General features: G+C 53.5%; 15 protein-coding genes. 12 read left to right on the top strand and 3 right to left on the bottom strand.

Annotation, left to right across the window (positions count from 1 at the left end; genetic code table 11):
• The first annotated feature begins 55 nt into the window (after window positions 1-55).
• Both P159_RS0111495 and P159_RS20685 read left to right on the top strand, forming a co-directional pair.
• Window positions 56-304, top strand: a complete 249-nt coding sequence (locus P159_RS0111495) for a Uma2 family endonuclease (RefSeq protein WP_029544194.1) — start codon at window positions 56-58, stop codon at window positions 302-304.
• A 33-nt stretch (window positions 305-337) separates the two neighbouring features.
• Window positions 338-487 carry a hypothetical protein gene (locus tag P159_RS20685; RefSeq protein WP_185753714.1) on the top strand — a complete coding sequence of 50 codons (150 nt, stop codon included), beginning with the start codon at window positions 338-340 and terminating at the stop codon, window positions 485-487.
• A 69-nt stretch (window positions 488-556) separates the two neighbouring features.
• Here P159_RS20685 and P159_RS0111485 read toward each other — a convergent pair whose 3' ends face one another.
• Both P159_RS0111485 and P159_RS0111480 read right to left on the bottom strand, forming a co-directional pair.
• Window positions 557-964 carry a PIN domain-containing protein gene (locus P159_RS0111485; protein ID WP_029544192.1) on the bottom strand — a complete coding sequence of 136 codons (408 nt, stop codon included), beginning with the start codon at window positions 962-964 and terminating at the stop codon, window positions 557-559.
• A complete protein-coding gene (locus P159_RS0111480; RefSeq protein WP_029544190.1) occupies window positions 957-1,160 on the bottom strand; it encodes a type II toxin-antitoxin system VapB family antitoxin in 204 nt (67 codons plus the stop codon). The genes P159_RS0111485 and P159_RS0111480 overlap by 8 nt, the downstream gene beginning before the upstream one ends.
• 213 nt (window positions 1,161-1,373) lie before the next feature.
• On the opposite strand from P159_RS0111480, the gene P159_RS20680 reads away from it, so the two are divergent.
• From P159_RS20680 to recG, 3 genes are all read left to right on the top strand, one after another.
• Window positions 1,374-1,568: a hypothetical protein gene (locus P159_RS20680; RefSeq protein ID WP_185753713.1), complete on the top strand. Its 195-nt coding sequence runs from the start codon at window positions 1,374-1,376 to the stop codon at window positions 1,566-1,568.
• 225 nt (window positions 1,569-1,793) lie between these two features.
• Window positions 1,794-3,410, top strand: coding sequence for a phosphoenolpyruvate carboxykinase (ATP) (gene pckA / locus P159_RS0111470; protein ID WP_029544187.1), 1,617 nt, complete (start codon window positions 1,794-1,796; stop codon window positions 3,408-3,410).
• Between the two features lie 102 nt (window positions 3,411-3,512).
• Window positions 3,513-5,588: an ATP-dependent DNA helicase RecG gene (recG, locus tag P159_RS0111465; protein WP_029544186.1), complete on the top strand. Its 2,076-nt coding sequence runs from the start codon at window positions 3,513-3,515 to the stop codon at window positions 5,586-5,588.
• A 431-nt stretch (window positions 5,589-6,019) separates the two neighbouring features.
• Here recG and P159_RS0111455 read toward each other — a convergent pair whose 3' ends face one another.
• A complete protein-coding gene (locus P159_RS0111455; protein WP_029544182.1) occupies window positions 6,020-7,363 on the bottom strand; it encodes an MFS transporter in 1,344 nt (447 codons plus the stop codon).
• 182 nt (window positions 7,364-7,545) lie between these two features.
• Here P159_RS0111455 and P159_RS0111450 point away from each other — a divergent pair, with 182 nt between their 5' ends.
• From P159_RS0111450 to P159_RS0111420, 7 genes are all read left to right on the top strand, one after another.
• Window positions 7,546-7,947, top strand: coding sequence for a thioesterase family protein (locus P159_RS0111450; RefSeq protein WP_029544180.1), 402 nt, complete (start codon window positions 7,546-7,548; stop codon window positions 7,945-7,947).
• 88 nt (window positions 7,948-8,035) lie between these two features.
• Window positions 8,036-8,767 carry a YebC/PmpR family DNA-binding transcriptional regulator gene (locus P159_RS0111445; protein WP_029544178.1) on the top strand — a complete coding sequence of 244 codons (732 nt, stop codon included), beginning with the start codon at window positions 8,036-8,038 and terminating at the stop codon, window positions 8,765-8,767.
• Between the two features lie 67 nt (window positions 8,768-8,834).
• Window positions 8,835-9,332, top strand: coding sequence for a crossover junction endodeoxyribonuclease RuvC (gene ruvC, locus P159_RS0111440; protein ID WP_029544176.1), 498 nt, complete (start codon window positions 8,835-8,837; stop codon window positions 9,330-9,332).
• A gap of 35 nt (window positions 9,333-9,367) precedes the next feature.
• On the top strand, window positions 9,368-9,964 hold the full coding sequence (gene ruvA, locus P159_RS0111435; RefSeq protein ID WP_029544175.1) for a Holliday junction branch migration protein RuvA: 597 nt from the start codon (window positions 9,368-9,370) through the stop codon (window positions 9,962-9,964).
• A gap of 29 nt (window positions 9,965-9,993) precedes the next feature.
• Entirely contained in the window at window positions 9,994-11,001 is a 1,008-nt protein-coding gene (gene ruvB, locus P159_RS0111430; protein ID WP_029544174.1) for a Holliday junction branch migration DNA helicase RuvB, read from the top strand.
• Between the two features lie 16 nt (window positions 11,002-11,017).
• Window positions 11,018-11,644, top strand: coding sequence for an epoxyqueuosine reductase QueH (locus P159_RS0111425; protein ID WP_029544173.1), 627 nt, complete (start codon window positions 11,018-11,020; stop codon window positions 11,642-11,644).
• On the top strand, window positions 11,641-12,798 hold the full coding sequence (locus P159_RS0111420) for a SpoIID/LytB domain-containing protein (RefSeq protein WP_029544172.1): 1,158 nt from the start codon (window positions 11,641-11,643) through the stop codon (window positions 12,796-12,798). The genes P159_RS0111425 and P159_RS0111420 overlap by 4 nt, the downstream gene beginning before the upstream one ends.
• Window positions 12,799-12,810: the final 12 nt, after the last annotated feature.

Here is a 12,810-nt window from a genome sequence, read left to right as displayed (position 1 = left end):
TGCTAGAGTTTAGGCATAGGGAGGCTTTTTCCAATCATTCAAGGGGGCAGGACGTATGGAAGCATTGGCAGATTATCAGAAGTCTGAGCTGATTGACGGAGTGGTGTATGATATGAGCCCTGCCCATACTAAGCACATATTCATACAGGGGAACTTATTCAACATTATCAGTAACTTTCTCAGAGGCAAGCGCTGCAAAGTGATGTTTGGGGCCGAGGTGCGCTTTGATGAAAGGAATAAGTTCATTCCCGACATTGCCATTGTCTGCAAGCCCGAACAGATAAAGAGCAGCTACAACTGGTGAACAGCAATTGGTGAGTTCTGCGGACAAGATAATATGTGCGGCTCCCTCCGGCAGGTATACACCAAACCCGGCAGTTGGTTCGCCCGCCTGGACTACGCCAGACGCATAGGCTCCGACGAGCTCATGTCCAAAGAGGCAGAGAGCAAGGGCAGGATCTGGTTCATGGCGGGGAAGGTGCTCTGACAGAATTTGAAAAAAATAGCCTATATGAGCCAGGATTTAGGCACATGTAGGCTTTTTGTTTGGTTATTGCTAAGACCGTTCTGTCCAAAGAGAAATGGGGAGAACAGTCTTATAATATTCAAAGTCTTTATCAACCGTGTAGATGGCAAACTCATTTTTGACAGCCACGGCGCATATAAGAAAATCCACAGCCGAGCCTTGTATCCCTTTGCGCCTGCAAATATTGGAATATTGGGCGGCCAATTCATAGTCTGAGGTCAGTATAGGAACGTCTGGCAAAAAGGAAAGTCGGTCTTTCAAGTCCATAAACTTAGTTTCATCAGAGATACCAGACAATATTTCCTGCCGTATAGGTCCTATGATAACAGCTTGCAGGTCACGGAGCATTTTTGTGAGAGTCTCACATATTGTCGGTGAAGGATTCTTTCTCCTTAAAACCTCCGACCAAATACAGGTATCAACTAAAACCTTAGACATGACGATTCCTTTCTGTTTTGTAATCATAGGTTTCATCAAAATCCACGGTGCCGAAAGCAGCAATGAGATTCTCTGCCTGACGGCGCTGAATAAACTCCTTCAGGGCCAAAGTTATGGTTTCATGCTGAGTTTTTAAGCCGCCAACACGCACGGCTTGATTTAACAGGTTGCTGTCAAGCGCTAAATTTGTTGCCATGCCTAAAACGCTCCTTTCAGGATTTTAGCTTTTCCATGTCTGGAAAACGTCCATTTCTATGGAGTTATTTTACCATAAAATGAAGGTTCAGACAATGGAGAGGCGTTGTCCTCCCTGGGTGATGAAGGAGAGTTGAGTGTGCGGTCCCTTCCGGCAGGTATTTGCTTGCCGAAGGTGGGGCTTGCGGTTTTGCTTGTCTTTGGGGTTGACGTTATGATAGAAATAGCCCGCTCCGGTGACGAAGGCAGCATGACCCTCAAAGGCTGGGGCGTAGGCCTAGCCTACACCAAACCGGGCAGCTGGTTCGCCCGCCTGGACTACGCAAGGCGCATCGGCTCTGACGAGCTCATGTCCAGAGAGGCAGAGAGCAAGGGCAGGATCTGGTTCATGGCGGGGAAAGTGTTCTGACAGGATTTAAGCTAAAGGGTCTCGCTGCGTACGAGGCTCTTTATTTTCACATGATATATTCATTGTATTCAGATAAATGGCAACTGCAAGATTTGACCTAAATAATTATTGACATTTATGGAGAAATAAGCTAATATAATAGCCGTGGGCTGAATTGCATGAAAATGTGAAATTTATCTCACAAATAAAGAGTACCTAATATCCAATGAAAGAGGTTGAATGTCAATGGCAAACATCGATCTGAGTCAGTATGGAATCACGGGTGTGAAAGAAATTCTCCACAACCCTTCTTATGAAGTGCTTTTTGAGGAAGAGACCAAAGAGGGCCTCACCGGTTTCGACAAGGGCCAGCTTACTGAGCTTGGCGCAGTAAACGTTATGACCGGCGTCTACACGGGCCGTTCTCCTAAGGACAAGTTCATCGTCATGGACGAGAACTCCAAGGATACCGTTTGGTGGACTTCCGATGAATACAAGAACGACAACCATCCTGCTTCCCAGGAAGCCTGGGCAGCTGTGAAGGAGATTGCCAAGAAAGAGCTCTCCGACAAGAAGCTCTATGTAGTGGATGCTTTCTGCGGTGCCAACAAGGATACCCGCATGGCTGTCCGCTTCATCATGGAAGTGGCTTGGCAGGCTCATTTCGTCACCAACATGTTCATCCAGCCTTCCGCTGAGGAACTGGAGAACTTCAAGCCTGACTTCGTGGTTTACAACGCTTCCAAGGCTAAGGTTGAGAACTACAAGGAACTGGGCCTGAACTCCGAGACTGCTGTGGTGTTCAACATCACCAGCAAGGAGCAGGTCATCATCAACACCTGGTACGGCGGCGAGATGAAGAAGGGCATGTTCTCCATGATGAACTACTTCCTGCCGCTGAAGGGCATTGCTGCTATGCACTGCTCCGCCAACACGGACAAAGAGGGCAAGGATACTGCTATTTTCTTCGGCCTCTCCGGCACCGGCAAGACCACCCTTTCCACCGACCCGAAGCGCCTGCTGATTGGCGACGACGAGCACGGCTGGGATGACGAGGGTGTCTTCAACTTCGAGGGCGGCTGCTATGCCAAGGTCATCAACCTGGACAAAGAGTCTGAGCCGGACATCTACAACGCCATCAAGCGCAACGCTCTCCTGGAGAACGTCACTGTTGACGAGAACGGCAAGATTGATTTCGCTGACAAGAAGGTCACGGAGAATACCCGTGTGTCCTATCCTATCGACCATATCAACGGCATCGTGAAGGGCAAGGTCAATGACCGCAGCGCCGCTCCTGCCGCTAAGAGCGTTATCTTCCTTTCTGCTGATGCTTTCGGCGTGCTGCCCCCGGTTTCCATCCTGACTCCGGAGCAGACTCAGTATTACTTCCTCTCCGGCTTCACTGCCAAGCTGGCAGGCACGGAGCGCGGCATCACTGAGCCCACCCCGACCTTCTCCGCTTGCTTCGGCCAGGCTTTCCTTGAACTCCATCCCACCAAGTACGGCAAGGAACTGGTGAAGAAGATGGAAGCCAACGGCACCAAGGCTTATCTGGTGAACACCGGCTGGAACGGCACCGGCAAGCGCATCTCCATCAAGGATACCCGCGGCATCATCGATGCTATCCACAGCGGCGCTATCAAGAATGCACCCACCAAGAAGATTCCGTACTTCAATCTCGAAGTTCCCACGGAGCTGGAGGGCGTAGATTCCAAGGTTCTCGATCCCCGCGACACTTATGCAGATCCTGCTGAGTGGGAGACGAAGGCCAAGGACCTGGCTGGCCGCTTCATCAAGAACTTCCACAAGTACGAGGGCAACGAGGCAGGCAAGGCTCTGGTGGCTGCTGGCCCGAAGCTCTAAGCTGAATACGACTTTTAGGAAAGAGTCCCAGTCTGGGGCTCTTTTTTTTGTGCGCTTTCTTGGGTATAATATACATAGAACAAAATTACGGAAGTGAAGCCTATGAAATTATCTGATTCTGTGAAATACATCAAGGGCGTGGGGCCCAAGAAGGCAGAAGCCCTGGGCAAGCTGGGCATAAATACTGTCTATGACCTCCTGACCTATTATCCCCGCACCTATGAGGACCAGAGTGTCCTGACTTCCATTGGGAAACTGAAGCCGGGGGTCCAGGCTACGGTGGCGGGGACTATCCTGAACCTGCAGGAAAAGCAGGGAGGCAGGCGGGGCATGAGCATCCTAACTGCCATGGTGGGGGACGGCACAGGTTTCCTTACTGTTACCTGGTTCAATCAGAAATTCCTGAAGAACAAGCTGAAGCCCGGCAAGCGGCTCTTTGTGACGGGCAAGGCCGCCTATGCCTACGGGGGCCGGGGACAGCTGGCTATGAGCCAGGTTCATTCCTTCGAGGTGCTGGAGGGGGAAGAGGACGCTGAGGAAAGGTGCGGGATACTGCCTGTATATCCCTCCACAGAGAAGCTGAACCAGAAGTACTTCCGCAAGATTCTGGGCGAGCTGTTGGAGAAGGATTTGCCGGATTTGCAGCTGCCTGAGCTGATTCCCGCAGGCATACGCAGGCACTATGAGCTGCTGCCCAGAGCAGCAGCGCTGAAGGCTATACATTTTCCCGAGGATTTTGTGCAGCTCAAAGAAGCCAGGAACGCTCTGGCCTTTGAGGAGCTTTACCTGATTCAGTGCGGCCTCATGTTGCTGAAGAAGAAGAATCAGCAGAAGGGGAAGGGCATCAGGCATTTGGTGAACAGCCGCAAGGTGGGAGCTTTGCTGGCAAGCCTGCCCTTCAAGCTGACCCGTGACCAGCACAAGGCCTGGCAGGAAATCTGCAAGGATATGGAAAGCCCCCTGCCCATGCGGCGGCTGGTGCAGGGGGATGTGGGCTCCGGCAAGACCGTGATAGCCATGCTGGCCCTGGTAAAGACGGTGGAAAACGGCTTTCAGGGGGCCATGATGGCCCCCACGGAAATCCTGGCCAGCCAGCATTACGAGAGCTTCAAGGCGCAGCTGGAACCGTTGGGGCTAAGGGTGGGGTTCCTCTCCGGCAGGCTGACGAAAAAGAAGCGGGAGGAAATGTATGCAGCCCTCTCTGCCGGGGAATACGATATCGTCATCGGCACTCATGCTCTGATACAGGAGGGGGTGGACTTTGCCCGGCTGGGGCTGGTGGTAACGGATGAGCAGCACCGTTTTGGCATCGACCAGCGGGCGGCGCTGGAGAAGAAGGGGAATCTTACCCCTGATGTACTGGTCATGACCGCTACCCCCATCCCCCGCACCATGACCCTGACAGTGTATGGGGATCTGGACGTATCCCTTATCAGGGAATTGCCCCCAGGGCGCCAGCCCATCAGGACCTTCCTGCGGCAGCCGGACAGGCGGGAGCTTATCTATCAGTACGTGCGCACCCAGATAGAAGCTGGCCGGCAGGCCTATGTGGTCTGTCCCCTGATAGAGGGCAGCGAGGACAGTGACCTGCCTTCGGCAGAGGAAGTCTATGATGAGCTGCGCTACGGCATCTTTTACGGCATTCCCTGCGGCCTGGTGCATGGCCGCATGAAGGGGACTGACAAGGAAGCCGTGATGGAGGCGTTCTATGAGAACAAGGTGAAGCTGCTGGTGTCCACTACGGTCATAGAAGTGGGGGTGAATGTGCCCAATGCCAGCATGATGGTCATTGAAAATGCAGACCGCTTCGGTCTGGCCCAGCTGCACCAGCTCAGGGGGCGCATCGGGCGCGGGCAGTACAAGTCTTACTGCATATTGGTGTCCGAGGGCAAGACGGAAAATGCCAGGGAGAGGCTGAAAATCATGGAAAGCACCTCCGATGGCTTCCAACTGGCTGAGGAAGACCTGCGGCTGCGCGGCCCCGGCCAGTTCTTCGGCCACATGCAGCATGGCTTGCCGGACCTCAAGATTGCCGATGTGCTGGGGGATATGGATATCCTGCTGCAAGCCAGGGAAGCAGCAGCCGCTACCCTGGAGAACCGGGAAGATATGGACTTCGTGCTGCCTGTGCTGGCTGCCCAGTACAGGGAACAGTTTGCCAGGATAACAGAACTTTAAGGAATAAATGTTCTAAAAAGCATAGACAAGCGAACATAAGTATGGTAGTATATAAGCAGAACATAGGTACGGAAATATAGACAAAGGAGATATTACTGCTATGGATGCTATACTTATCAGCTTGTTTGTTCTTTCCATTCATGTGGTCTTGAAGTTTGGGTTCAGGCTTTGCCATATAGGCAGGTACTTGCTGGTCAGGAGGCGCAGAACCAGCATGAGCCTCCAGGACAGAGAGGTGGCTTTTCCTTGTTTTGAGGACAGGACGGCACAAAGGGCAAGGCATCAGTTTCAATCTTTAAGGGCAGGATGAGCGCAGAGCTGTCATACGCAATAAGCGTGTGGCAGCTTTTTTCTGTTAACATAAAATAATCCCGGCACTTAGACGTGAGCCGGGATTTGGTGAATAGCATTGTTAAGTTGGATTCTGGCTGTCAGTTGTCAAGGACTGTTTCAAGCTCCTCCAGTGACTTCTGCTTGCTCTCATGTCCCAGGGCAATGACTACTGCCGAGATAATGACAAAGACAGAGGCAAACATCAGGAAGATGGTGTTCATGCCGAAGCTGCTGGCAATCATGACGCCTACCAGCATGGGAGCCAGCATGCCGCCGATGCGGCCGAAGCCTGCGGCCCAGCCGCTGCCCAGGGCGCGCATGGAGGTGGGATACTGCTCCGGGGTGTAGGTGTAGATGACGCCCCAAGCCCCCAGGTTGAAGAAGCTCATGGCTGCGCCCCAGGCGAGAAGAGTCTCAGAGGATGAAGCGTTGCCGAAGAAGAAGCTGCAAACACCGCTCATGAGCAGGAAAAGGGACAGGGTATACTTGCGGCCGATCACTTCCACCAGATAGGCGGCGGCAAAGTAACCGGGGAGCTGTGCCAGAGTCATGATCAGCACATATTCGAAGGTCTTCACCACGGCAAAGCCCTGGGCAAAGACGATGGAGGGCAACCACATGAAGATGCCATAGTAGCTGAAGACAATGCCGAACCAGGCCAGCCACAGCATCAGCGTCCGCATGCGGAACTGGCGGTTCCAAAGTTTGGTGAAGCGAGGAGTTTCTTCCTTAACCTGGCCTTTTTCCACGGGGGTAAGTTCGCCTTCAAAGGGCTGGCTCACTACAGAGAGATTCTTCTCCAGGCTGAGGATGATATCCTTGGCTTCTTCTACCCTGTTTTTGGAAAGAAGGTAGCGGACAGACTCAGGCATGTGCAGGCGGATAAGGAAGACGTAAAGAGCGGGGAGGGTGCCGATGACAAAGGCAATCTTCCAGCCGAACATGGGGATCAGCAGATAGGCGATGCAGGCGGCTACCAGCCAGCCCAAAGCCCAGAAGCTTTCCAGCAGCACGATGAAACGTCCCCGCAGGTGGGAGGGGGCGTATTCGCTCATGAGGGTGGCTGCCACCGGCAGTTCGCCTCCCAGGCCGAAGCCCACCAGGAAACGGAAGAAAAGCAAAGACTCATAGCTCCAGGACAGGGCGCACATGCCGGTGGAAAGGCTGTAGAGCAGCACTGTGATGGAGAAGACTTTCTTGCGGCCGATGCGGTCAGCCAGAGTGCCGGCCAGCACCGCCCCCAGGGCCATGCCGATAAGGCCTATGGAACCAATCCAGCCCATCTGGGCAGGCGTCAGGCTCCAGTCTTTGGCCAGCACCGGCAGCACGAAGGCGATAAGCCCCGTATCCATGGAATCAAAAAGCCAGCCCAGTCCGGTCACTGCCAGCAGCTTGTACTGGAAGGACCCCACCGGGAGCTTTTCCAAGCGTTCAAGAATCATGTACCAAGACCTCTTTCTGTTAATAAGGATAATAATGACATTCCTGCTGTCTTGACACTTAGATAAACAGCATGTTTGCATTGTACTTAGACATAAAAAATTTGTCAAGTCATTTCCCCAGGCGTATACTAAGTTCTGTAAGCATGATATCAGTGACTTGACAGAAAGCGGAGGTGCTTTAGATGGAAATAAAGGAAATCAAGCCGGGGATGAAGCATGAAGTGACAGACAGGGTGACAGAAGATAAAACCGCAAGGGTCATGGGCAGCGGCAGCCTGCCGGTTTATGCTACCCCCGCCATGTCGTGCCTGATGGAAAAGGCAGCAGCAGAGCTGGCTGAGACCTTGCTGCCTGAGGGATATACTTCTGTGGGAGGAGCCATCAATATCCTGCATAAAGCACCTACGCCCCTGCGTGGACGTGTCAGGGCTGAGGCTGTGGTTGAGTACGTGGAAGGACCCAAAATAACCTATAGGATTGCGGCTTATGATGAAGTCGGACTGATAGGTGAGGGCACACATGAGCGCTTTGCTGTGAATGAAGAAAAGTTCATGAACAAGGCCGCTGCACGCCTTCAGTCCTGAGAGAAAAGGCCGTCTATACATTGACGGAGTGACGGGTAAATGTTAGAATAAAGAAGTTTAGTAATCAAAGAAGGAGCGGTGTTCTTTTATGTCAGGACATTCTAAATGGGCCAACATCAAGCGGAAGAAGGGCGCAAATGACGCCATCCGCGGCAAGATAACCACGAAGATTGGCCGTGAAATCACTATAGCTGTGCGCATGGGCGGCGGGGATCCCACCGGCAATATGCGCCTGAAGCTGGCCCTTTCCAAGGCCAAGGCTAACAATATTCCCAAGGATAACATCAACCGTGCTATCCAGAAGGGCCTGGGCGCTACTGAGGGCAGCAACTACGAGGAGCTCATGTACGAGGGCTACGGTCCTGGCGGCACGGCTGTCATGCTGGATATCCTCACGGATAACCGCAACCGCACGGCTGCAGATGTGCGCCACCTCTTCTCCAAGTACGGCGGCAACCTGGGCCAGGATGGCTGCGTGGCCTGGATGTTCAAGAAGAAGGCTGTGTTCCTGGTTGAGAAGGAAACCTTCGATGACGAAGACGCTCTGATGGAAATTGTCCTCGAGGCCGGTGCTGATGACATGAAGGTCGATGAGGATGTCTTCGAGATCACGGCTGAGCCGGATGCTTTCGATGCTATCGAAGCAGCTCTGGGTGAGAAGGGCATTGAGACGGCTTCTGCAGAAGTTACCATGGTGCCTGACAACACGGTTCATCTGGAAGGCAAGGATGCAGAGAAGATGCAGACTCTCATCGATGCACTGGAAGACAATGATGATATCCAGAACGTCTACAGCAACCATGAGATTGATGAGGACTGATTGTCCCCATAATATTTGAGAAGGGCGGCCGGTTTGGCCGCCTATCTTGCGTATATACGGAGATTTTATGCTAGCATTAGGAATAGACCCGGGCACCGCTATCTGCGGCTACGGCTTTGTGGAGCAGGTGGGCAGCCGCCTGGTGCCCCGTGCCTACGGCGCCATCACCACCAGTCCCAAGATGCCCATGGAGGAAAGGCTCATGAAGCTCTACGATGAGCTGGATGCCCTCATCAAGGAGCACAAGCCTGATGTGATGGGCGTGGAGCAGCTGTTCTTCAACCGCAATATCACCACGGCGATTCCCGTGGGGCAGGCCAGGGGGATAGTGCTGCTGGCGGCGGCCAAGAATGGCCTGCAGCTGGTGGAGCGCACTCCCCTGCAGGTGAAACAGTCTGTCACGGGGTATGGCAAGGCTACCAAGGAGCAGGTCATCTACATGGTCACCAAGATCCTGAACCTGCGGGAGCCGCCCCATCCCGATGATACGGCAGATGCCCTGGCCATTGCCATCTGTACCACTCACTGCATGAACAGCATCACCTGGCGGAATAAGCTGGGCTGATCTTCTAGCAGGTATTTCAGCAAAGGATATAGATTATGATTGGTTATTTACGAGGCAAAGTTGCATACCTTATGGCAGACCATGCCTTCCTGGATGTACATGGCGTGGGATATCGGCTCTTTATCTCTGAAGCTACCCGCAGGGAATTGCGGCTGAATGAGGAAGCACAGCTTTTCACTTATTTAAGCGTCAGGGAAGATGCTTTGCAGCTTTATGGCTTTGCTACCCAAAGGGAATACGACACCTTTCAGCTCCTGATTTCCGTTTCAGGCATTGGTCCCAAAGTAGCCCTGGGAATACTGTCCCACATTACACTGGACGGCCTCAGCCGGGCTATCCAAAACAAGCAGCTCACCATTCTTACCAAGCTGCCTGGCATCGGCAAGAAATCAGCAGAAAGGCTGGTGCTGGAGCTGAAGGACAAGCTTTCCTTCACGGGCGACGAAGCAGAGGAACTGCTGCTGGTCAGCGAGGATGAGGTGGCGGATGACAAGGTGGCAGAAGCCCAGGCGGCCCTGATTTCTCTGGGTTATACTCAGGCGGAGATCACTCCGGCCCTGAAACAGGCCGCCAGAGGCAAGGATTCTGCCGAGATCATCAAGCTGGCCCTTAAATTCTTGAGCAGAGCCTAAGGAGGGGAACAGTGGAAGATTTCAATGATATGAGCCTGGAGGACAGCCGCATCGTCTCCATGGGGGAGCAGATGGCAGACGACTGGCAGTACAGCCTGCGCCCCCGGAAGCTCAGTGAATACATAGGCCAGGACAAGGCCAAGAACAATCTGGATATTTTCATCAGGGCAGCCCTGAACCGTGGGGATGCCCTGGACCATGTGCTGCTCTATGGCCCCCCGGGACTGGGCAAGACTACCCTGGCCGGCATCATCGCCAATGAGCTGGGGGTCAATTTCCGCCAGACCTCCGGTCCCGCCATCGAGAAACAGGGGGACCTGGCAGCGCTGCTTACCAATCTGCAGGAACGAGATGTGCTTTTTATCGATGAGATCCACAGGCTTTCCCGCAGTGTGGAAGAGGTGTTGTACTCCGCCATGGAGGACTATGCCCTGGATATCATCATCGGCAAGGGGCCAAGTGCCCGCTCTATCCGGCTGGATATTGCCCCCTTCACCCTGATAGGGGCTACCACCAAGGCAGGAGCCCTGGCACCTCCTCTCCGGGACCGCTTCGGTGTCATTTCCCGTTTGGAATACTATACGCCGGATTCACTGGTGCATATTGTGAAGCGGGCCGCTGAGATTTTGGAGATTCCCATCGAGGACCAGGGGGCGCTGGAAATAGCCCGCCGTTCCCGCGGCACCCCCCGCATTGCCAACCGCCTGCTGAAGCGGGTCCGTGATGTGGCGCAGATAGAGGGGCAGGGCATCATCACCGATGAGATTGCGGACAAGGCCCTGCGCATGCTGGAAGTGGATGAGGTGGGACTTGACCACACAGACAGGCGCATGCTGAATACCATGATCAGGAAATTCGCTGGCGGTCCTGTGGGTCTGGATACCCTGGCTGCTGCCATCAGCGAGACTACGGATACCATCGAAGACGTATACGAGCCCTTCCTTATCCAGCTGGGTTTTATCAACCGTACACCCAGGGGGCGTGTAGTCACCCGGGCAGGGTATGAACATTTGGGGATTCCCTATCCCACAGATTAAAGATTGAGGTGAGACGATGAGGCTTCTCCTGCATATGTGCTGCGGTCCCTGTTCCTGCTATCCCGTGAAGAAGCTGCGGGAAGAGGGCATTGAGCCCGTAGGCTATTTCTTCAACCCCAATATCCACCCCTACAAAGAGTGGGAAATGCGCTTGAAGGCCGCCAAAGAGTTTGCGGAAAAAGTGCAGCTGGAAATCCATACAGACGAGGAATACCGCCTGCGTGACTTCCTGAAAAGGGCGCTGATAGCGGAAACGGAGCCCAACGGGCGCTGTACCATGTGCTACACCTGGCGTCTGGAGCAGGCTGCCAAATTTGCCGCAGAGCAGGGCTTTGAAGCCTTTACCTCCACGCTTTTTTACAGCATTTACCAGCAGCATGACCTCATGCGCCGCACAGCAGAGCATTTTGCCGATGTCTACGGCGTGAAATTCTATTATGAGGATTTCCGTCCCGGCTGGCAGGAGGGCATTGACATCAGCCAGGAACTGGAGCTTTACCGCCAGCCCTACTGCGGCTGCATTTTTTCTGAAGAAGAGAGATATTCCAAGGCTATCCGCAAGGCACGGAAAAAGGAAAACAAGGCCAAAAAACGTGCCCGGCTGGAAGCCGCTGCTGCTTTGGGAGAAGGAGGAGCCTTATGAAAAAAAATGTTCTTGCTTTAGCCTGCCTGTTTTCCTGCTTTGCCTTGACGCCTGCAGAGGCGGCCTGGCAGCCACAGCTTTCCATTGGCCTGATAGATGGTCAGGAGGCCCTTACTCTCAAGCTGCCTTGCAAGAGCCAGGTTTTTGAGGGGAATGCGAAAAAACCAGCTTTGACCTTGCCCGCAGGAAGCCAGCTTTCCATTACCCATGGCGGCAGCCATTTTTCAGTCAATGGCAAAAAATTGAAGAATAACGGGGAAGGGCTTTTCATCAAAGCTGCACCTGATGTGAAAGATTATGTTTTTACTTTGAGCCAAAAAGATTACAGAGGAACGGCCAAAATCATGGTCAGGCACGGCAAGCTGGCCCTCATCAATGTGGTGGATACGGAAGATTATCTGAAGGGGGTAGTTCCCGAGGAAATGCCCACTGACTGGCCCGCCGAGGCTTTGAAAGCCCAGGCAATAGCGGCTCGCACTTATGCTTTGGAAAATCGCAAGCGCCATGAGGGGGAGGGCTTTGACCTCTGCGCCAATAACCACTGCCAGCAGTATCTGGGCCGGAAGTCGGAAAAGGCGGCTGCCGATAAGGCCATTGAAGCTACGGTAGGGGAAGTGCTGACTTATCAAGGCCAGCTCATTGATGCTCTTTTCCATACTGATTCCGGCGGCATGACGGAAAACAGCGAAGATGTCTGGGGCAGCAAACTGCCCTATCTCCGGGCAGTGGAGGAGAAGGAGAAGTATACCAAGCCCTGGAAGAATACCTTCACAGCTGAGCGTGTGGCTTCCCTGGCTGGCAAGAGCAGCCATAAGGACATAGGCGACTTGAAGAGAATAGAGCTGTCCAGCCTCAAGATAGGCCAGAGCAGCAAGGACCGCACCGTTTCCGGCAGGGTAAAGCAGGTGGTCTTCGTGGGCAGCAAGGGCAGGGCCGCAGTCAGCGGCAATGACCTGCGCAGCCTGCTGGGGCTGCGCAGCACCATGTTCGATATGAAGATGAGCCACAAGCAGGTCACGGTAGAAGGATATGGCTGGGGCCACGGCCTGGGACTTTCCCAATGGGGAGCAAAGAAATGGGCAGAAGCGGGAAAGGGTTATCGGGATATACTGAAGCATTACTATCAGCATACGGCGCTGAAAAAACTATACTGACTTGATTCACGG

Source organism: Selenomonas sp. AB3002 (assembly GCF_000702545.1).
GTDB lineage: Bacteria > Bacillota > Negativicutes > Selenomonadales > Selenomonadaceae > Selenomonas_B > Selenomonas_B ruminantium_A.
The sequence above is the reverse complement of the archived record's forward strand: the minus strand, read 5'-3'. Positions and strand labels throughout refer to the sequence as shown.